At 44.1% G+C, this 21,712-nt stretch carries 18 protein-coding genes; 5 read left to right on the forward strand and 13 right to left on the reverse strand.

Features of this window, described 5'->3' with window-relative positions; all coding sequences use genetic code 11:
* Nucleotides 1-5: 5 nt before the first annotated feature.
* Nucleotides 6-785, reverse strand: a complete 780-nt coding sequence (locus JK635_RS21160; protein WP_202655913.1) for a TIM barrel protein — start codon at nucleotides 783-785, stop codon at nucleotides 6-8.
* A 354-nt stretch (nucleotides 786-1,139) separates the two neighbouring features.
* On the opposite strand from JK635_RS21160, the gene JK635_RS21165 reads away from it, so the two are divergent.
* Nucleotides 1,140-2,060 (forward strand): NAD(P)H-dependent flavin oxidoreductase, encoded by a 921-nt coding sequence (locus JK635_RS21165; protein ID WP_202655997.1) that lies wholly within the window; start codon nucleotides 1,140-1,142, stop codon nucleotides 2,058-2,060.
* A gap of 154 nt (nucleotides 2,061-2,214) precedes the next feature.
* On the opposite strand, the gene JK635_RS21170 is transcribed toward JK635_RS21165, so the two are convergent.
* Nucleotides 2,215-3,012, reverse strand: coding sequence for a carbon-nitrogen hydrolase family protein (locus tag JK635_RS21170; protein ID WP_202655914.1), 798 nt, complete (start codon nucleotides 3,010-3,012; stop codon nucleotides 2,215-2,217).
* Between the two features lie 215 nt (nucleotides 3,013-3,227).
* Here JK635_RS21170 and JK635_RS21175 point away from each other — a divergent pair, with 215 nt between their 5' ends.
* The 3 genes from JK635_RS21175 (at nucleotide 3,228) to JK635_RS21185 (ending at nucleotide 4,955) form a co-directional block, all read left to right on the forward strand.
* A complete protein-coding gene (locus JK635_RS21175) occupies nucleotides 3,228-3,530 on the forward strand; it encodes an MTH1187 family thiamine-binding protein (RefSeq protein WP_202655915.1) in 303 nt (100 codons plus the stop codon).
* A 178-nt stretch (nucleotides 3,531-3,708) separates the two neighbouring features.
* On the forward strand, nucleotides 3,709-3,912 hold the full coding sequence (locus JK635_RS21180) for a zinc ribbon domain-containing protein (RefSeq protein ID WP_202655998.1): 204 nt from the start codon (nucleotides 3,709-3,711) through the stop codon (nucleotides 3,910-3,912).
* A 137-nt stretch (nucleotides 3,913-4,049) separates the two neighbouring features.
* Nucleotides 4,050-4,955 carry a PhzF family isomerase gene (locus tag JK635_RS21185; RefSeq protein ID WP_202655916.1) on the forward strand — a complete coding sequence of 302 codons (906 nt, stop codon included), beginning with the start codon at nucleotides 4,050-4,052 and terminating at the stop codon, nucleotides 4,953-4,955.
* 260 nt (nucleotides 4,956-5,215) lie between these two features.
* Here JK635_RS21185 and JK635_RS21190 read toward each other — a convergent pair whose 3' ends face one another.
* From JK635_RS21190 to JK635_RS21240, 11 genes are all read right to left on the reverse strand, one after another.
* Nucleotides 5,216-6,286: a phosphotransferase family protein gene (locus tag JK635_RS21190; RefSeq protein WP_202655917.1), complete on the reverse strand. Its 1,071-nt coding sequence runs from the start codon at nucleotides 6,284-6,286 to the stop codon at nucleotides 5,216-5,218.
* 91 nt (nucleotides 6,287-6,377) lie between these two features.
* Nucleotides 6,378-7,154 (reverse strand): SDR family oxidoreductase, encoded by a 777-nt coding sequence (locus JK635_RS21195; RefSeq protein ID WP_202655918.1) that lies wholly within the window; start codon nucleotides 7,152-7,154, stop codon nucleotides 6,378-6,380.
* 94 nt (nucleotides 7,155-7,248) lie between these two features.
* Nucleotides 7,249-8,460 (reverse strand): acyl-CoA dehydrogenase, encoded by a 1,212-nt coding sequence (locus JK635_RS21200; protein ID WP_202655919.1) that lies wholly within the window; start codon nucleotides 8,458-8,460, stop codon nucleotides 7,249-7,251.
* Nucleotides 8,461-8,677: 217 nt separating this feature from the next.
* The gene (locus tag JK635_RS21205; protein WP_202655920.1) at nucleotides 8,678-9,514 is read right to left on the reverse strand and encodes a DUF4405 domain-containing protein; all 837 of its coding nucleotides are present in this window, start codon (nucleotides 9,512-9,514) and stop codon (nucleotides 8,678-8,680) included.
* A gap of 367 nt (nucleotides 9,515-9,881) precedes the next feature.
* Nucleotides 9,882-10,658 (reverse strand): 3-hydroxybutyrate dehydrogenase, encoded by a 777-nt coding sequence (locus JK635_RS21210; protein WP_202655921.1) that lies wholly within the window; start codon nucleotides 10,656-10,658, stop codon nucleotides 9,882-9,884.
* Nucleotides 10,659-11,039: 381 nt separating this feature from the next.
* Nucleotides 11,040-12,359 carry a GntP family permease gene (locus tag JK635_RS21215; protein ID WP_202655922.1) on the reverse strand — a complete coding sequence of 440 codons (1,320 nt, stop codon included), beginning with the start codon at nucleotides 12,357-12,359 and terminating at the stop codon, nucleotides 11,040-11,042.
* A gap of 570 nt (nucleotides 12,360-12,929) precedes the next feature.
* Complete coding sequence (nagZ, locus tag JK635_RS21220; protein WP_202655923.1) at nucleotides 12,930-14,285, reverse strand: beta-N-acetylhexosaminidase; 1,356 nt, start codon at nucleotides 14,283-14,285, stop codon at nucleotides 12,930-12,932.
* Nucleotide 14,286: 1 nt separating this feature from the next.
* Entirely contained in the window at nucleotides 14,287-15,726 is a 1,440-nt protein-coding gene (locus JK635_RS21225; protein WP_202655924.1) for a zinc ribbon domain-containing protein, read from the reverse strand.
* A 59-nt stretch (nucleotides 15,727-15,785) separates the two neighbouring features.
* Nucleotides 15,786-17,402, reverse strand: a complete 1,617-nt coding sequence (locus JK635_RS21230) for a zinc ribbon domain-containing protein (RefSeq protein ID WP_202655925.1) — start codon at nucleotides 17,400-17,402, stop codon at nucleotides 15,786-15,788.
* Nucleotides 17,403-17,414: 12 nt separating this feature from the next.
* Entirely contained in the window at nucleotides 17,415-17,906 is a 492-nt protein-coding gene (locus JK635_RS21235; RefSeq protein WP_202655926.1) for a zinc ribbon domain-containing protein, read from the reverse strand.
* Nucleotides 17,907-18,288: 382 nt separating this feature from the next.
* On the reverse strand, nucleotides 18,289-19,650 hold the full coding sequence (locus tag JK635_RS21240; RefSeq protein ID WP_202655927.1) for a sigma-54 interaction domain-containing protein: 1,362 nt from the start codon (nucleotides 19,648-19,650) through the stop codon (nucleotides 18,289-18,291).
* Nucleotides 19,651-19,894: 244 nt separating this feature from the next.
* Here JK635_RS21240 and JK635_RS21245 point away from each other — a divergent pair, with 244 nt between their 5' ends.
* Nucleotides 19,895-21,610 (forward strand): putative bifunctional diguanylate cyclase/phosphodiesterase, encoded by a 1,716-nt coding sequence (locus JK635_RS21245; protein WP_202655928.1) that lies wholly within the window; start codon nucleotides 19,895-19,897, stop codon nucleotides 21,608-21,610.
* Nucleotides 21,611-21,712 lie beyond the last annotated feature (102 nt).

Consider the following 21,712-nt stretch of genomic DNA (forward strand, 5'->3'; position numbering starts at 1 on the left):
CCTGCCTACAGCCATTTAAAGCTGGCTTCGCTTTTTCCAAGCGGGGTGTATTCCAAACCGATGTAACCATTGTAATGACTGCTTAAATAGTCAAAGATCGCCTGATAATCCATCTCCCCTGTACCCGGCTCGTGCCGCCCTGGAACATCAGCAATCTGAACATGATCGCAAAGGCTCGCATATTGTTGAAAAACTGCGAGGGCGTTTCCATATATTCGTTCGATATGGTAAAAATCAAATTGCAGCCTCACGTTTGGCCAATTCACTTCGTCAAGAATTGCCTTCGCTTGCTGGATATCATTCAAAAAATACCCCGGCATATCAAACCGGTTAATCGGTTCTATCAGGATGGTTAGCCCGCAGGTCGCCGCCTCTTTCGCAACGTAGCGAAGATTTTCTATATACACCTGCTTTGCTGCTGTTAAATCGGCAGTTTCCGCAACCACACCGGCCATGCAATGAATTCTTGGTACCTTCAAGGCAGTGGCATAGCGAATTCCCAGTCGGACCGATTCCTTAAATTCTGGAATTCGGGCAGGATCCACAGCCAGCCCCCGCTCGCCTGCTTGCCATTTCCCCGCAGGCAAATTGATTAACACAAGGGAAAGCCGATGCCGCTCCAATTCCTGGCGGATCTCCGCAACAGAATAGTCATAAGGAAATTGACACTCGACAGTAGAAAACCCGTAATCCCGCACCTTCCCAAACCGCGCCAAAAAGGGGACTTCCGTAAAAATCGTTGATAGATTTATTGCCATATTGTTTAAAAATGGCTGTTTAACCATTTGCTCGACCCCTATTATCTAAATATTATTAATATTGTAAACCATCAGACCAACTACGAAAAGGCTTTTAACCTAAAAAAAGAGAAATGCCTTTGCACTTCTCTAATTACTTAAGGTGCCCGGCACTACCCGAAACACGTCAAAATTACAATGTTATTTCGACAAAACTCAAGCGGTGGTACTTATTATTTTGAACATTTTATGACAATAACAAAATTATTATCTGCCTTTAGGATTAGGTATTATATTTGTAACTATTCATTTGGTATCAAGTCGTTACAATAAGCTTGGGGGATAACAATCATGAAGAAATGAGGGATTCGTTTGAGCTTTTCTCAATTAAAAATTGGACATATGGTACCCAAGGTTCCAATTATACAAGGTGGAATGGGAGTTGGTATTTCTTTAAGCGGACTAGCTTCTGCTGTTGCAAATGCCGGAGGAATAGGAATTATTTCTGGAACTGGGATTAGTTTTGATGAGTTGCGATATCACATTAGGAAGGCGAAAGAATCCATTCAGGATGGCTATATTGGCGTCAATGTTCTTTTTGCGATGAATGATTTTGCTAAAAAAATGAAAGTAGCGATTGAGGAAAAAGTCGATTTCATTATTTCGGGTGCTGGTATATCAAGGGATATGTATAGTTGGGGCAAAGAGGCTGGCATACCGGTTATCTCGATTGTATCCTCAGCAAGACTCGCAAAAATATCAGAACGTCTTGGTGCTTCTGCCGTTGTTGTCGAAGGCCATGAAGCCGGTGGACACCTGGGGACCGAGAGACCATTGTTCGATATTTTGCCGGAAGTGGTGAAGGCCGTTAAGATTCCCGTCATTGCTGCTGGAGGGATTATGACAGGAGAGGATCTTGCCCGTGCCATTCGAATGGGGGCATCCGGGGTTCAAATGGGAACAAGATTTGTTGCTAGTAACGAGTGTGACGCACCATTAGCATTTAAAGAAAAATATGTACAGGCGAAGAAAAAAGATACGATATTAGTAAAAACAACCGTGGGATTGGAAGGTCGGGCAATAAAGAACCATTTTACTGAACTCATATCTGATGATAAAAAGGTAAAAATCAAGAAGTGCATGGATTGTCTTAAAAATTGCTCTTATCGCTTTTGTACATTGGATTCTTTGATAACAACAATGAATGGGGATTGCGAGAATGGTCTCGTTTTTGCGGGAGCAAGGGTGGACGAAATAAACGAAATACTTCCTGTAAAAACCATCATTCACAACATCATGAACGAATACAAAGCGTGCATCTAGCAACCCCAACCGGAAAAAGAATTGTTTAATGGAGAACTGAAAAAAGCCTAATTTCTACGTATTAAATTGAGAAATTAGGCTTTTTAATATTGAAATTTTCTTAACATTGTAAATGTGGTTCCCTGGTGCTGCCCCTTTATGAATGAGCAGGTATCTAGTTTGAGTAAAATTCCGGTTTGCGGTCTCGTACACTTGGAAGTTTTTCTCTCACCCGCTCTATCCGATTGACGTCAATGTCTGCCAAAATCAACGTTTCTTCTTCTCCACCACTGGCGACGATCACCCCCATAGGATCAACAATCAAACTACGCCCGGTATACATATTTCCAACCTGGTTTGCGCCAAAAACGAACATCGTGTTTTCGATTGCTCTTGCACGGATGAGCGTTTCCCAATGGTCCTCTTTCAACGTCCCGTACACCCATGCGGCCGGAACGAACAATATCGCGGCCTCTTGAAGGGCGAATTGTCTGGCAATCTCGGGGAACCGCAATTCGTAACAAACCATCAAGCCAATTTTTCCAAACTCTGTTTCTACTATTGTATAGGGATTCTCACCGGAGATGATCGTGTCCGATTCTTTATGATTAAAGGCATCATATAAATGGGTTTTTCGATAAGCATGGAGAAGTTCGCCGGAACGATTGATAAAAACGGACGTATTATAAGCTCTTTTCTCATCGCCGATTTTGGATTCGTACACCCCGCAGACGACATAGATGTGATTTTCAGCAGCAGCCTGCCTCAAAGCGGTCACAAACGGACCATCCAACGGTTCAGCCAAATCCACCGGTAAAATACCGTTTCTTGGTGTCGCCAGTCCCATAAAATATTCGGGCAAGATGACCACATCAGCTCCGAAACTTTTTGCCTTCGCAATATAGGTTCTTGCCTTGGATAAATTCGCTTCTTTTTCAGCACTTGTCGTTAATTGTGCAATGGCGACTCTCACTTCACATACCTCCTACAGATTTCTGATTTAGGTTCTTAGTTTATTTTATAATATTGTGGCATTATTTTGTTCATTTTCATATTTGGACTGAATGCGTACAGTAAAGTCTCTTGGGTAAATGGAAAAATCACGGTGTGTCAAGCCCCGTATGACCGCCACTTGAATAAGGTATGCTATGATGAAAGTAGATTATCCAATTAGGGGGAATGGTTAAAATGGCTATTGTTGATATTACTGTGATTCCGGTTGGGACGGCTTCGCCAAGCGTCAGCGGGTATGTCGCCGAACTCCATAAGTTCCTGCAGCAGTATGAAGGTTCGATTAAATATGAATTGACGGCAATGAGTACCTTAATCGAAGGCGACCTGAAAGAATTGCTGAAAATTGTCCAACAGCTGCACGAGCTTCCATTTGAAAAAGGCGCCCAAAGAGTCTGCACCAACATCCGCATCGATGACCGCCGTGACAAAGACCTCACGATGGAACAAAAGGTGAAATCGGTACAGCAAAAATTATAGGCTGAACATTTTAATTTTTGTGATGGGAAAAGAAAGACCGATAATCAGACCAAATCAGTATGGTAATGATATTCTTAGATAGAAGCTAAACAATATTTTGCCTAACCCACTGAAACCTTTTCGGGTTATCTCCGTATTATTGTACAAATCATTCTGTTCGTTTGGGAGGAATTAAATGATGGCGGAAAAAGGTTGTATTAAATGCGGAAGCAAGGATGCAGGAAAAAAAGAAGTTGCCATGACAGGAACCGGATTATCGAAAATTTTTGACGTTCAGCATAACACGTTTATTGTCGTATATTGCAAAAACTGTGGGTATTCCGAGTTCTATAATAAGCAATCATCCACGGCATCCAATATTCTTGATTTATTCTTTGGCTGAAAATGAAAACTCGCAGACTGGCAAGTCCTTAAGGACGGTTCATGAGGCGTAGGTGAATTTATGCGACAGAGGAAAGTATAAAATTTGGAAAAATTTCCTCTTAGCTAAAAATAGAATCCTAATGGGGGAAAAGCGGCATGGCAAGAAAATACCGTCTCTATCAGATTGACTCGTTTACGAAAGACAAGTTTGCTGGAAATCCTGCTGGTGTTATCACAAATGCTGATGGCTTGACTGAAAACGAAATGAAGAAAATCGCGAGGGAACTTAACAATTCGGAAACAGCGTTTATTTTTTCTTCTGATAACCCAAAGTATGATGCTCATGTTCGTTTTTTTACTCCGACTACTGAGGTGCCGATCTGCGGACATGCAACGATTGCTGCCCATTACGCCCGGGCTGTTGAACTACAATTGAATACCACCCGAGTCTATCATAAAACTGGGGCAGGCATTTTACCAGTAGATATCATTCGGCAACAAAACGATTATAAAATCATTATGAAACAGGGGAAAATTGAGTTCGGTTCAGTTATTGACGGAAAAAACAGAGCATATCTCTTGGCCGCATTCAACCTCACCGAAGAAGACTTAATTGCCGATTGTCCGATTCAAATTGTATCAACTGGTCACTCAAAAGTGATGATTGGCCTAAAAAGCAGTTCGATATTAAGTCAACTCAAGCCGAATTATCAAGCTCTTACAGAGTTGAGTAAACGTATTGCCTGTAATGGTTATTATACTTTCACAATGGATTCTGCCGAGAGGGATATTTTGATAAATGGGAGGATGTTCGCTCCAGCCATAGGAATTAACGAAGATCCCGTAACCGGAAATGCGAATGGGCCCCTTGGTGCTTATCTGATCCATCACAAACTCGTACCTTACAATGGTTCTTCCTTCGAATTCAAGGCGAAACAAGGGGAAGCAATAGAACGAACCGGGACGATTGATGTTGCCGTTCAAATAGACAATGAAGAACCTGTAGAAGTCAGCATTTCGGGTACAGCGGTCATCGTTTTTAAAACTGAGCTGACTTTATAACCTGCTAGAGTGAACCAAATGATTAATCCCGGTTACATACTTGTTAACCAATGAGGGTATTTGCCATAGCTTGTGTGCTTTAGCGGAAGGAAAAATTAAATTATAGGGGTGTCCAGAATCATAGTTTTGAGTTTTGGCACCCCTTTTTATGCTTAAAAGCCTTGAATATTAGGGATCCTCCATTTTAAGGACAGCCCCTTTTGTTTAATTTCTATTCCCATTTTTCTCGACAAACATTCACTCAGACAAGCATTATGCTGCTATCTTTCGCCTGCGACATGAAGGCTGTATTGGATCAGCACCTTGACTGCCTCGTTAAATTGGGCAAACCGTTGATCATTTGTCTGGCCCTTTTTAAAGCGGTAATAGATTTGCTGGCAGATGACCGCGAGCTTAAAATAGGCAAAGGTCAAATAAAAATTCACCTTGGATATATCACGGCCTGTTTTTTCCGCGTAGGCATCGATAAACTGCTGACGGCTATAAAATCCTTTATTTATGGTTACGGATGGCTTCCCCATTCCATATTTAAGCCAGTCTGGATCATCCTCTTGGAGCCAATAGCTCATGGCCGCTCCGAGGTCGGCAAGGGGATCACCCACCGTTGTCATTTCCCAGTCGAACAAGCCGGTCATTTTAGTCAAGTCTTCATTGAACATGCTGTTATTTAGTTTGTAGTCATAATGAATTATAGCAGGCTGGCCACTTGGCGGAATATTTCCGGTCAGCCACTTTTTCAACAGCTCAACTTCTTTAATTTCCTCCGTTTTTGCCCGTTCATAGCGCTGGATCCAGCCATGTACCTGCCTTTCCATAAAGCCATCGGGATTGCTGATTTCCACCAACCCTGTCTGTTTGTAATCAATGGAATGCAAGTCGGCAAGTTTATCGACCATTAGTTGCGATATCCGGCGGCACAGGGCTTCCGAGGGAACCACTCCTTCTGGAAAAGTGGTATCCAAAACGAGACCGCGTTTTCTTTCCATGATAAAAAACGGACTGCCGACAATTGCGGGATTATCGGAAAACAATAATGGTTTTGGTGCCTGTGGGAAAAGCGGATGAATTTCTGAAAGCACCCGGTATTCCCTGGCCATATCATGAGCTTTCGGGGCAACTGGCCCCAGAGGCGGTCTGCGCAGGACGGCTTCCCATTCGCCAATTTTAATTTGATAAGTCAGATTGGAATGACCCGCGGAAAACTGAAGGACCTCTAAGGGCCCATCAGGCAGGCTATCGATATGCTCTCGAAGAAACTCCCCCAATACCGCTTCGTTTAATTGCTCTCCTTTTCTAACAGGAATGGTGTCTAGGTTCACTTGACGCTCCAATCATTTCACTCCTTTTTTCAATGTATCGGTGCCCTGGCACAGCATGCTTGAGGTTCCCTCCTTTCGGAAGACGCAGCCACCGATCAATCTGTTAACCTCGCGCATGGGTGCCGCCGTCGACGATCAGGACATTCCCGGTGATGTAGTTGGAGGCATTGGATGCCAGGAATAAGGCGGCTCCCTTCAAATCATCGTCCGAGCCAAATCGCCGGAGTGGTGTCGCTTCGAGAATTGGATTTTTTCCATGTTCAATAATTACCTTAGACATTTTCGTCGGGAAAAAGCCGGGAGCAATGGCGTTAACATTGATATTATGCTGTCCCCATTTCACCGCAAGATCCTTGGTCATCGTAATGACGGCACCCTTACTGGTGTTATAGCCAATCGTGTTCATCACTCTTGGATCGGTACCGCCAAGCCCTGCTACGGAGGCAATATTAATGATTTTTCCGGACTTTTGCCCAATCATCACTTTCCCTACAGCCTGACTCATTAAAAAGGTACCGGTGACATTAACGTTTATCACCTTCTCCCAGGCTTCCAGCGGCATCTCCTCTGCAAGCGCCCCCCAGGTGGCCCCGCTATTGTTGACGAGGATGTCAATCGAACCAAATTCTGCTAAGGTTTTCTCAACAACATGTTGTACATCGTCAGGACTGGTGATGTCGCATTTTAATGCCAATGCCTTCACCCCCAAATCGGAAAGGCGGGCTGCCGTTTCTTCGCAGGCCTCGACTTTTCTTGAACAAACCACGACATTGGCACCGGCCTCAGCATAGCCCTCCGCAATCTGAGCCCCCAGACCGCGGCCGCCGCCAGTCACAATTGCCGTTTTTCCGGTTAAGTCAAACAACTCCAATACCTTCATACCCATCCCTCTTTCCTGTTAATCTACTAATTTAAGCTATGACAGATGCTCTTTGCTAACTATCCCTGCTATTCTTTTAACCTATTCATCCTGCCTACGATAGATGCTTTCTCAGTTCATATTTGGCTACGGAAGCACGGTGAACCTCGTCCGGCCCATCGGCAATCCGAAGAGTCCTGGCATTCGCCCAAAGGGCAGCCAGCGGGAAATCATCAGAAACACCGGCACCGCCAAAGGCCTGTATCGCCCGGTCCAGCACTCTAAGCGCCATCGATGGGGCAACGACTTTGATCATCGCAATTTCCGATTTTGCGACTTTATTTCCCACCGTATCCATCATGTAGGCGGCTTTCAGTGTCAACAGCCTGGCTTGTTCTATTTCAATCCGGGAATCAGCAATCCACTCTCTGATCACGCCTTGTTCAGCTAATGGCTTTCCAAATGCAACACGCTTGAGTACACGTTCGCATAAAAGATCCAATGCCCGTTCCGCGGCACCTATTAATCTCATACAGTGATGAATTCTGCCTGGACCTAAACGACCTTGAGCAATCGCAAACCCCTTGCCTTCACCCCAAAGAATATTGTCAACGGGAACCCGTACGTTTTCGAAGGTGATCTCTCCATGGCCGTGCGGCGCGTGGTCATATCCAAAAACCGGAACCATCCGTTCAATTTTGACCCCCGGCGTATCCAGCGGAACCAAAATCATCGACTGCTGCTCATGTTTTTTCGCGGTTGGATCCGTTTTTCCCATAAAAATAGCGATTTTGCATCGGGGATCGCCCGCGCCCGACGACCACCATTTGCGTCCATTGATCACGTACTCGTCGCCTTCTCTACGAATATCCGCTTCGACATTTGTGGCATCAGCGGACGCAACCGCCGGTTCGGTCATTGAAAAACAGGAGCGGATCTCCCCATTTAACAGCGGGATTAACCATTGTTGTTTTTGCTCCTCTGTTCCGTATCGGACCAGTACTTCCATATTTCCCGTATCCGGAGCATTGCAATTAAAGATTTCAGGTCCGATCATCGACCTCCCCATAATTTCACACAATGGGGCATACTCCACATTCGTTAGCCCGGCCCCATACTCGCTTTCCGGCAAAAACAAGTTCCATAAACCGGCTTGCTTTGCTTTCTCCTTCAGCTCTTCGATGATTGGCGGAACGGCGCTCCAGCGGTCCTTCTGCTCGTTTACCTGCTGTTCGTATACGGCCTCATTCGGATAAACATACTCATCCATAAATGCATTCAACTTTTTTTGCAGTTCCTGTACCTTCAGTGAATAAGAAAAGTCCATGTTATGCCTCCTTATTTTTTTTACTGACTGACCAGTTAGTATGTTTTGTGTAAAAAAATTTCGTCGTCTGTTTTTGATTAATTTTGAAAATTCGAACCATATGATTATTTTAAAACAAAAGAGTCATGATTTTCAAGTATAACTTTGCCACCTAGTATTCTGTCGAAGGGTCGACAAAATTTAGGTGGCACAAATTCGAAAAGCAAAGAGCACGTCTTCAAGATAGTTTAGGCTGAACCTCTTTTGGTTTGCGTTTACTCCTTAGGATTCGTTTTTCCACAAAGTAAGCAGGGATGATGATCACTGCCCAAATCGCGAAATAGTTCAACATTTCAAGAAATGGGTTATTGCTGCCGCCATGTCCATCTTTTCCGTGAAATTTGCCGTCACGAAAATCTCCATTAGGTGGCGGCCCTTGATGCGAAAACGTCGAGTTTCCCGTGTTGTTGCCATTATTAAAGGATGGCCCCGCGTCGCTTTGTTGAAATTGTTTTGGATAGAATTCTCCCATACTTGGAGTCGCTGTCGAAGCATACCATTGCATTCCTCCAGCCAAGATGGCCAGTGACAGAATAACGGATGCAAGGATACCCTTGCGCAGTTTTCCTTCCTTCGTTTTCAATGCTTTTTTACAAATGCTCATCACCCATTGCCAATGCAGGGCAATATGCAGACCAACTAATGCCAAAGTTGCATCAGCCGAAAAACTGTGGATTCCCCGAAGCGAGTGCCAACCTTCAACAGCGAGGTTTGGAAAAACCACCCGCGAAATGAAGATACCGGAGATAATCACAGTCGCCATCAAAATTAATAGCAAGATGTTTAACAAATAGCTCAATCTTGTTTTCCCAGGGAGCTTGGGAGTAAAAATCTTTTTCGTTGTATTGATTACCCAGCGCCAGTTCAATCCGATATGTGTCAAAATGGCCACCCCGATCACCAAACCGGCAATCTCGTGAAACGGTAGCCCGTTTAAAACCCTTGGATTCATCAGTAACACAAAAGTAATCGCCATCAGTAAATCGAGTACCATCTTTATATAATTCTTTTTCATTCTAATCCTCCCAATTCAAGCATGTTTGCTTAACTATTTCACATTTTAGCGGGAGAATCTTAAGAAATCCTTAACTTTGAGACCACAAGTGGATGGTCATAGCCTTATGAGAACTGGAGATGGGCTTTTTCTTCGCCTTCTGTTCTCATGAACGCTCTATGAGAACTAGCAACGCACTTTTTCCTCACTTTCTGTTCTCATGAACGCTCCAGGAGGACTAGCGGCTCACTTTCTCCTTTTGGGTCTACACCCCCGTTATATTGGCAGCCGTTTTCTTAAGCCCTCGGTGGTTTTAGTCCAATATTTCACGAACTCACTCTTTTGGAAGACATGTAAAAAAATAGGAAGCACAAGGCTTCCAACATACTTATTGGGCCGTGTAGCCGCCGTCGATAACGCAGGCTTGGCCAGTGATCCCCTTCGCCTCTTCACTGGCAAGAAACATCACGTAATTGGCAATTTCAGCAACACTAAGTAGTCTTTTTTGCGGTACGAGTGGAAAAATGACGTCCTCGAGGGCCCGCTCCACTGGAATATTTCGAGTTTTGGCAAGGTCGGCTAGCTGGTTGCGGACGAGCGGAGTGTCAACATATCCAGGACAGACTGCATTGACGGTAATTCCGTGCTCCGCCCCTTCCAGCGCCGCCACCTTCGTTAGGCCAATCACCCCATGCTTGGCGCTGTTATAGGCAGCTTTTCCGGCAAATCCAACCAAGCCATTGATCGAGGCCATATTGATGATCCGACCGGATTTTTGTTTTTTCATAATCGGGAAAACCTGCTGGGTCGCGATGAAAGGCGCCGTCAACATGACCGAAAGCAGCAATTGAAATTTTTCCTTAGGGAATTCCTCGATCGGGGCCACATGCTGCAGACCGGCATTATTTATTAGAACATCAACGCGGCCATATTGCTCAATGGTTTCGGCTAGGGCTTGCTTCAATTCTTGTTCATTCGTGACATCACATTTTAGCCCTATGGCTGTTAAACCGGCATCTTGCAGTGAAGCTGCGGACTCCTCTACTGCTATTTTTTCTAAATCGGTTAACACCACATTGGCGCCGTTTTCGGCAAAAAGTTTTCCCATCTCGAAACCAATGCCCCGAGCCGCACCGGTAATAAAAACGACCTTATTTTCCACCATGGAAAAACAACCTTCCTTCCTAAATTGGGCTGGCCGATTGGCTGATCCCCCTTAGAAGCTTTCCTTTGTAGCCAACAAACCAGCCAAACAGGTTAGTGACAGTAAATCAATATTTTGTGGCGTAAATCAAGGTTATAAGCCAGTAATTCGGGGCTCCACGACAGTTAATCTAGCGTTAGCGACAGTAAGCCAATGTTTTGCTCCAGTAAATTAAAGTTATAAGACAGTAATACAAGTCCATCCGACAGTATTCCAATGTTTTACGACAGTAACTCAGAGTTATAAGACAGTAAACCAAGCACATCCAGGCAGTAACCCATTGTGAAACAACTGTAAACCTAGATTTAGCGGCAGTAAACTACTCCTGTAAACCAGGCAAACTTAAATGCCCAATCCAAGTGAAAACAGAACAATCGCAATCGCCACGCCAATGGCCGGAACAATCACCGTTAAGGCGCCAACAGCGCCATACGCATCCTGATGGGACTCGCCGCAAATGGAGCGGATGGTCGTTACCACATAGCCATTATGGGGCAGGGAATCAAGCGCACCCGAGGAAATCGCCACAGTCCGATGCAGTGCCTCGGCGTTAACGCCCATATCCATATAATGCGGAGCCAACAGCGGCAAGGCAATAGCCTGCCCGCCAGAAGCAGAACCAGTCATCCCAGCAATCACGCTGACGGCAATCGCACCGCCAATGAGGGGGCTTCCTGGAATGCTAGTCATTGCCTCAACTGCGGTTTTGAAAGCGGGGACCGCTTGGGCAACGCCGCCAAAGCCAACAACCGCGGCGGTATTACCAATTGCCACCAAAGCGCCCATCGTTCCATCGGAAACCGCGTTCCAAAATGATTTAAAATAGCTGCGATTCAATAAATAAGTCGCGATCACCCCGCCTAACAAGGCAATAATAAGCGCCGATTGTTTCAGCGTATCGTGAAAAACAAAGGAAATAATCAGAACCACTAATAATGGAATTAAGCCAGTCAGTGGATTCGGCAGCTTCTTATCCTCCACCTTCGGATCGTTGTCACGGGTAATGAACCTCTCCCCCCTGGCAACCGCTTTTTTAATCATCCGCTTCAGCCACCAGTAACCAAACACCGCCATAAAGACGGCAACAATCAAGCTGACTTCCCAGCCGGCATATGGCGAAGTTCCAAGATACTCAATCGGAATCCAGTTCTGAATTTCCGGCGACCCAGCGGACGTCATCGTAAACGTCACCGATCCGAGGGCCAGTGCCGCCGGGATAAAGCGACGTGGCAGATCTGCCTGCTTGAACAGGCTCAAGGCCATTGGATAGACCGAGAAAGCGACGACAAATAAACTAACGCCGCCATAGGTTAAAATTGCACAGGCGGCAACAACCGCAAGCACTGCATGCTTCATCCCTAATTTTTCAACGACCCACTTCGATACGCTGTCAGCGGCCCCGCTGTCTTCCATGACCTTTCCAAAAATCGATCCTAAAAGGAACATCAAATACCATGACGTCACAAATCCAGAAAAGCCGCCCATGTAATTTGTCACTAAATTGGCTTCCCCTTGGCCGACCTGCTGCGGAAACAATGGTAAACCGCTCAAGACCGCCACGAACAAGGCACAAAGCGGCCCGGCAATGAGCAAATTCATCCCCTTCATCGTTAAGTAGATTAAGAGAAGTAAACCTCCGATAAGACCAATCATGCTTAGCATTCCGTTTCCCCCTTAGCGAAATGATCTTTCGTTCCACCTCTAACCAGCCGGCATTTCCTGTTTTTCGGTTTCCTTTTTGCCTGAAAAATCTCCCCCTTTTTAGATTGCCTTGTCTATATTTATGCAAGCACTGTGCCAATCTATGAAACAGCTAAATACTCGTAATGGTGGCTATGCTTGTGATGGATCCTGTCCGGAAAGCTGGAATGGACGAATACCACAATGATTGTAAACGTCTACATACTTTAGTGTAACGAACCTTCCAGAATTTCGGAAAAGATTCCAGATTTGTGGAAATCTCGTTTAGGAATTCCCAGGGGGCTCTTTTTTCAAGGTTTGATTTTTATATTGCATTTCCCCGGTACACCAATTCGTTCTATCTAATCTCTTTAAAAAATTTAATTTTCAAGGAGGAGACAGCCCTTTGGTGCAGAAAAGCCACTTTAGAGGGCTTCTCAATTCCCTTTAACAACCCTCTGCCGCGGAAAAATAACTTCGACGGATTCCGTAGTGCTCCGCTTCTATCCGGTAAAAAAAACAGGAGATGTGTGATCTCCTGTCCAATAGTACTTATTTCGTTATGCTTTCCATTAGCTCAACATGTTCCGGGCTGCGGACGATTTGGCTGGCTTTAGCCGGTGAAACCGGATCATTTGAGACATGCTCCAATTTATAAGTAAGAATGCGTTTCACCGACTCATTGATCCGCTCCTCGCTGAGTTTCCCGTCCTGAACTGCTTGAAGAATACCCTGATACAATTTCAACTGATGGTCGTATTCATGACAGGCTAACAACAGATCTGCACCGGCATTTACCGCCATGTATCCCAGCTGATCATAGGAATAGTATTTACTCACGGCTCCCATGTCCAGATCGTCCGTGACAACAATTCCTTGATACCCCAGCTGGCCGCGAAGAACATCTTGAATAATCGTCCTGGAGATGCTGGCCGGCATTTTTGCGTCGAAGGCCGGGTACTTTACATGAGTGACCATGACGAAAAATTGCTGTTCCGCTTGTTTTTCCATCATTCGCTTGAACGGAACCATATCGACGTTTTCCAGCGTCGCTTTATCGGCCTTTACAATCGATTCATCCAAGTGCGGATCCACGACGACTCGGCCGTTTCCTGGAAAATGCTTCAGTGAGGCGGTAACATGAGCAGCATTTAAACCTTTCACTGCCTCAAGTCCCAGTGTCGTCGTTTTTCCGGGATCACGGCCAAATGACCGTTCATCATTGGCAGACAAGTCCAGAACCGGTGCGAAGTCAACCTGAATCCCCATCGCAGCAAGTTCGGTACCGTTTAACCGGGCCACCTTATATACCTGTTCGGGACTTGCTGTCCTTCCGAGCCTTTGCTGCGAGGGGATCGGTGAAACGCGATCGCGCATACGTAACACTGGGCCGCCTTCCTGATCAAGGCCAATCATGAGTGGAAGTGAAACATCGTTCTTCGCTGCTTCCTGTTTTAGCCGGTTTGTAAGCTCCGCCACCTGTTCAGGCGATTGCATGTTACGATCAAACAAAATCACCCCGCCGACTTTTTGTTTACGAATCATGGTTTGAATAGTTTGATCTTCTTCTGTACTCTGAAACCCCACCATAAACATCTGCCCGACTTTTTCCTGTAAAGTCATCTGTTTTAACAGTTTGTCTACCTTTTCCGCAGTCGACTGCTTTTTGCCCGCAGCGGGCTCCTTGTCTTTTTTCGCAGCAGTTGCCGGACTTGACTTTTGCTTCTTCCCGTTTTCCTCTTTGTTAGCAGCAGATTTATTTTTTTCTGCCGACTGTTGTTTTTGCTGCTCCGCCAATTTAGTCACCTGTTTCTGATGATAAAACTGAAAGGCCAGCCCGCCCAGCAGGACGACGGCAACCAGCAATAATATCCAGGCTGATTTTTTCTGTTTTTTTCTTCTATCCATCCTATTCATTCGTCGTATAGGAACCTTGTGGTTTAATCTTGGATGCATTGAGCAGCCAACGCCCATCCTGATAAATAAGACTCCATGTCCCTCCAAACTTTTGAACTAATGTTTTACCGCTAGACTTCCGGTCGTAAGATGTTAAGGTTAGCGATACCTTGGCGTTTGTTTCATCAATTTGCTCGATGTTTGAAATCTCTACTATATTTCGGTAATTTTTTTCAACACCGTGTTTCCATTGATTATAGTTGAGTTGTTTTTTCGAAGAAAATAAGTCATACGCTTCCTCATAATTGCCGCTTGAAATATAGTTATAATGATCACGGACGGCTTGGGCAATGGCTTCTTTGTCGCCGTCAATATATCCCATATCCTCGTCATATCCGGAATATTCATCATTGCCGGCATAATCACCAACAAAATCAGTGGCCGGAATTTCCAGGTACACTTCCTGGCCATCAGAGGTAATCGGTTCTTCCGGACTTTTCACGGTGTGCGAACCCAATTGATAGACGGCCTGCAATTTCATCGATCCGTCCGTTTTAACCGGGCCAAATTCCTCAATATCTTTAATTTTCTTTCTGGTCGATTTGCCGTTTACATATAAAAGGGCATCCTCATTATTCGAGGAAACTGTTACGGTATTTCCTGATAAATCCAGCTCCACGTTAATGTTTTGAATCCCCTCTTTATTTTGACCATCCTCTTCATATGGATCGATAGACTCGGTTTTCACGACATTCATATACTCGCCCTTATACGTCGCTTTGATCTCGATATCACTTAACAAGTATGGACCAAAGGTGTCATTGCTTTTGCTAATCTTGCCGACTGCTTTTCCATTGATCGAAATCTCAACAGGATCTTGATCGGTTTCCAGTTTAACCGCATACGGCTTGACATTGATGGCATAGTAATCGAATACCAGCCATTTTTTTCCGTCGCGGACAAGGCTGACTGGTCTTTTCCGATCATCATAGTCCTTGTTAACGGCTAATTTTCCTGCATCCTTTTTCAATTGTAACACCGTTTTGGTATAAACATCCGGGTGTTTTTTTAAATACATAAGAAAATCGGAAATAACGTCATCCGTAAGATCCAGTTCCGTTTGATTTTTGTTTAAAATCTGTTTCATTTCCTTGACATTCTGCTTTTTCACGGCATCTACAAATTGTGCTTGAATTTTTCCAGGTGTCATGGTTGAAGCGATATATTGATAGGCGCCAATCATTCCAATTGCCAGGATGACAATGACTGCGGCAAGAACCTTAAACTTTTTCGAGCGAAAAAAAGACGGCCCTTTACGGTTTTCTTCCCGTGAACGATTTTGTGGGGCGGAAGGAGGCGGTGCTGCCGCTTCCCGTTTTTGCACCGCACCACATTTTGGGCAAAATTTTTGCCCGGGATTTAATTTATGTCCACAGTTTTGACAACTTTCCATACTGTTACACTTCCTTCGATCTGATGGTGAAATATTTTTAAAAAAGTCTTACTTGCTTTCTATTGCTTCATCCGAAGTTTATAAAGCCATGAACCGCCATAGGCACAAATAAAGGAAAAAATAAAACTGAAAATCAAGGTGCTAAATGGACTAAATCCGAGCATCATCGACATGTTGTAGGGATCCCCATTGTCCTTGCTAGTGAGCGAAAAACCAATGTCGGAGAACGATGCCAGTCCCATCATCATCACCGCATACACAACGCTGAAAACAACTAGATTCTTAACCACATTTGGCTGTTTGGCAATACGGAATCCCGCCCAAACCAGCAGGATGATTGGAATAATAAGAGCAAACTTTAAATACATTCCAACGTCATTCGTTGCCATAAAGCTGGCAATCGCTTCAAAATCAGAATCGGCAGCTGCGCCTTTCAAGTGGAATCCGGATAAAAGATGATATGAAATCGCGCCCGTATTCTTATCCTCCCCCCCACTAAAGGTCAATGAGGCAAAATGAAGCAAATTCCACAAATAGGTTCCCAATTGAACGGACGAAGCGGCAATCAGCGAATAGCTTTTGTTCAACAGCTCTTCTAATGGCGTACCATCCAATTCAAAGCCTAATTCCTCTTTAAGTTTGGCAACTTGACTTACTAACATCACCAAAATGATCACGAAGAAAATAAGAATCCCCCTAAATGGAACGGCAATTGCCTGGTGGATGGACTCTCCAAAAGGAAGCTTCTCGCTAAGATGCCCGGTGATTTTTCTAAAATTAGTAGAAAATAAAATACCAAAACCACTAAATAAACAGCCGATCAATAACGTCATCAGCAATGTTTTAATAAAGGAATAATGGGTATCAATGCTAAGAGAAAACTTCATTCCCATCTGGCTCATATTGACTTCGTGCGAGAATCCGGCAAAGAAGGAAATGACCGTGCAGACAAGTGCATAAATAATCGCAATCCCTGCGGCGTCAGTCAGGCGTCTGGCTAAATCCTCTCCCCTTGTTTTCCGGCCGGCCCAGATCCCTGCGGCAAACAGCCCGATAAACGGGATTAATAAATAGGGCAAATATCCGTTTTTCGCCAGTGCATCAACGGAAAAACTTCCCTCATCAAAGCCCAAGTCCCCTCCCGCCTTTACGGTAAGGTTAGGATTTTGCAGGTTCGCCATCATCATGATATCGGTCACACCAATAAATTTACCCGTAAGCAGTTTTACATCCGAACCAACCAAATTGGAGATCTCAGAATCCGACATGGCTTCATTCATCAGGTTGCTATACAGCTTTTCAGTTGATTTCATCATGAAAAAGGAAATGGCAAAAACAATAACAATAGCCAGCAGAGCAGGAATAACCGCTTGTTTGATCTGTTGAAAACTTATGACAGGCCATTTCCCCAGCTTAGGCATTGTCGGTGTGAGTCTTGTTGGATCTTTCATGATGGTTGGAGCATTACTTTTTTCAGTTACATACTTCCCCAAGCTTTGACCACAATGTTGACAATAGTTGGCGAGGGTCGAAACCGTTCCCCCACATTGGGGACAATAGCTGGAGCTTTGCTCTTGTTTCCGATATTTCACATTATGATTTTTCAAAAAGGCCCCGTCGTGGGAGCAATAATTGGCAGATGCAGGATTTTCTGCCCCACAGCTTTTACAATACATTCTGTAAACCTCCTACAAAACCAGACGGCTGCCGCAGCAAGGACAGAAGCTGCCATTTGCGGGAATTTGTTCTTCACATGTCGGACAAGTGACAAGTTCAGCTTGTCGATTCATATCAGTGGCCGTTTCCTGCTTTTGGCCGCAGTATCCGCAGAACTTATCATCATGATCAATCGTTGTTCCACAGTTTGTACATGTTTTAGTGGCGCTTTTTTGGTTTAACTCTTCCAGCGCCTTTTGCGCTTGATAGATTTGGCTGTCTAGGTTTGCAATCTCAACAACATAACCGTGAAGTTTCGAATCTGAAAGTTCCCCGGTACGAATTTTTTGATAAGCTTCTTCGCCAAGTTTTAAAATCAGACTGCTCCGCGCTGCGGAAATGTCCTGAATCTCCTTTTTATACTGGCTCATTTCCTGAACAGTCTGAAACTTTTGCTTCCCTTGTTGCAGGGAATCTTGGATTTTATTTATGCTGCCCCCAAGTTTTGTCTGTAAATTACTCATGTTCCATTCCTCCTATTCTAAAAATAAAATCCAATTACTAATTTACCATATTTTTAGGCACTTAGACTGATAATCTATAAATTATTTCTATTTTAAGAAAATAACTTGCATTCAGCGGATCCATGTACTGCAACGAAAATAGACTTTTCAGAAGTTGAATAATGTTATTTTAATAAAGTACTCCAAAATCGCCTTACCGTTTCATATAAATTCAGTGTATATTTATGATAAATGCTGCTGCTTCGAGCACTTAGAGCCAGGCTGTTTAACCGAAATTAGCTATTGCCATGGGCACAGATACATGGACCACTTCCAGTTTTCCCAATTACTATTATCAAAGAAAAATTGGGCAGGCAGTCCATGGCTGCTTGCCCAACGATTTTTAATCTTCAAGCCGGTATTTCTTAATTTTTTCATAGATGCTTGATTTGCTGATGCCGAGAGCTTTGGCGGCTTCCAGTTTGTCCTGGTGATACTGTTCCAGTGTCCGCTCGATAATCCGCTTTTCGGTCTCCTCTAGAATCTCCTTTAACGACAGCTGACCGATCAGCACTTTCGGATCGCCAGTCAGCGACTCGGGTAAGGAAGACAGGGTTATTCTTTCGCCATCCGCAAGATGGATCGCCGCCTCGACTACATTTTCAAGCTCCCGCAAATTTCCCGGCCAATGATAGCGATTAAACAAGCGGCGAACCTCATCATCAATCGTTGTGATCCGTTTTCCAGCACGCCGTGAGATTTTTTCAAGAAAATAATCCGTCAAATGAGGGATATCCTCCGGCCGCTCGCGTAACGGAGGGATTTTAAAGGGGATGACATGAATTCGGTAAAATAGGTCCTCGCGGAATCGCTTCTCCTCAATCATTTTTTCCAATGGACGGTTGGTCGCGGCAATCACCCGAACATCAACAGGGATCGGCTTCAGTGAACCAACTGGCTCGACTTCTTTTTCCTGAAGCACACGAAGTAGCTTCACCTGCATATTTAGAGGCATGTCCCCAATTTCATCAAGGAAAATCGTTCCCCCGTGAGCCAGCACGAACTTTCCTTTCTTGCCGCCCTTTTTCGCCCCGGTAAACGCCCCTTCTTCATACCCGAACAGCTCTGATTCCAATAAGTGCTCGGGAATCGCGCCGCAGTTGACCTTGATAAACGGCTGATGACTCCGCGGGCTCAAACAGTGAATGCTGTGGGCAAACAGTTCCTTGCCAGTGCCGCTTTCGCCGCGAATCAATACTGAAATATTACCTGATGCTATGCTTTTCACTTTTTCCTTTAATTCCATCATGGACGGAGACACCGTTTGAATATCATGAAGTGTATATTTCGCACCGTTATTTTCATTCCAGTCCTGCAAATACGTTTGCAGCTTTGGCAGCAGGCTTTTAATATGCGAATTCATCCTGTTCCATTCCTTTGTGTCGCGAAAAATAACAGTGCCTAACGCGCCAATCAATCGCCCATTGGAAAACAGCGGAATCCGGTTGGCAATCATATAATTTCCTTTGATATACTGCAGATCAGCAATCTCTTCTTTTCCTGTTTGCGCGACGATATGCATCCTTGAATTCTCAATCACCTTGGCCACATGACGTCCGAGTGCATCTCCTCTGTCAATTTCAAGAAATTGGCAGTATCCCTGATTAATATAAACGATCCTGCCTTCCGTATTCACCACGACAATCCACTCATAGGCACAATCAATAATGGTCTCTAAAAGATCATTCTTGTACAAAATATCCATGCCGCCAACCACCTCCATCTGCACTTTCCTATTAATATATGAAGCAATGAATTTTGTTAGAAGTGGCGGCGTGGGTCGCCAAATTGAGTCGAAGTTACGCCAATGTTACTTTGAACATTTTGTGTTAGGTCCGTGACAATCATTGACATTATTCTACAAACTTCATATACTTTTGACATAAGCTGAGGAAATTTTTACCCTTAGAGGTAATTGCTGAGCTATTCCCCTAAGGAGGGTTGCCAAAATGTCAAATTTCCTATCCATTCAACTCTTCAAAGTTCCTGTGAAAACATGGCTATTTATCATCCTATTTTATGGTTTTCCTGCTCTGTTGGATTTAATAGACTTTAATGACCTTTATTTTCATAATATCCTTTGGTTTCTTTACTTAATTCCAACATTGTTTTTAACTTTTTTACATGGCAGTAAATATGGAATTCTTTCAACAGGGGCAGGTTCGCTGCTCTTTCTTTTGACTGAATCACTTCAACCTAGCGGGATTGTCAGTCAAGGACTAATCACGTTAGCAGAGCTGATTTTGGTTAATGTCCTAATTACGGTTATTGTCGGTCAACTTGTGAAGCGGAATAATCGGGAACTGGGGAGGCAAAAGGAGCTGGAACGGCAATTAGGAGAAGCAAAAGCAGACTTGGAATATATCGCCTTTCACGATTCCTTAACCGGACTATATAATTTGAATTATTTTAGCCACCGTTTAACGAAACAGTTCGAAGAGAATAAGATAAACAGAATACCCGCTTGTTTAATGTTCTTTAATTTGGACCGGTTTAAACTGATCAATGATTCCTATGGGCACCCATTTGGTGATCAGATACTTAAACTCGTTGCCGAAAAGCTGCTGTCTTTGATAGAACCAGGCGGTACTGCTGTACGATCAGGGGGCGACGATTTCATCCTTTACCTGCCGGAAACACTCCCTGACCAGGCAAAAGAATTAGCAAATCGAATATTAATGGAATTTTCAAAGCCGATTCACTTTGGAAAAATAGAAATCCGCCTGTCTGCTAGCATCGGAATTGTCAATATTCAAGAGGAAGATTCGCTCGAGGTTTCTTTACAAAAAGCAAGTTCTTCTTTGCATTTTGCCAAAGAGACAGGTCGCAACAAATATCAGTTTTATAGTGCGAAATTTGTTGAAGCAGCCAATCGCCGGCTGTTACTGGAGCAAGGATTACGCAAAGCGTTGGAGGAGAAGCGGCTGAAAGTTTTTTACCAGCCGAAGTTCGACTTGCATTTAAATCAAATTACCGGCTTAGAGGCGCTGTTAAGATGGAACGATCCTGTTTTGGGGAATGTTTCCCCGGATGAATTTATCCCGGTTGCCGAGGAGACTGGTTTAATTATTCCGATCGGAAAATGGGTTTTGGAAGAAGCCAGCCGGCAAGTCTTGGAATGGCAGAAGATGGGGTATTCTGATCTGCATGTTTGCGTCAATATCTCCAGTATCCAATTTTTACAAAATGATTTCACAAAAATGATCGAACAAATTATCAGGGAAAACTCCCTCCAGCCGCAGTCCCTGAATCTGGAAATTACCGAAAGAATTGCGCTTTACAATATTGAGGATACAATTCAAAAATTACAGCACTTACAACAATTTGGCGTCACCATTTCATTAGATGATTTTGGAACCGGATACTCATCTTTAAGTTATATTAAATCCCTTCCAATTAACTTTTTAAAAATCGACCGTTCCTTTATAAAGGATATTTTTTTCAATCATCAAGATGCCGCTATCATTCGTTCGATTATTTCTTTGGCCCAATCCTTAGACTTTAAAGTCGTCGCCGAGGGTGTCGAAACCGATGACCAGCTTCGCGTGTTAGGAGAAATGGGCTGTAATGAAATTCAGGGATATTATATCGCCAAGCCAATGGCATCAGAGGACTTCAGCAAATTTTTGGAACATAATTTGGTGAAACACTACAGTTATCAGTAAAAAGAAATACATAAAAAAGTAGAGAGACGTTGCTCCCTACTTTTTTGTACTAGCTTTATTTTTTACATAAGCCTAATTCTCTGTCGCTTTGAAAGCCAGCAT

The sequence above is a fragment of the Neobacillus paridis genome, assembly GCF_016765675.1.
Lineage (GTDB): Bacteria > Bacillota > Bacilli > Bacillales > Cytobacillaceae > Neobacillus > Neobacillus paridis.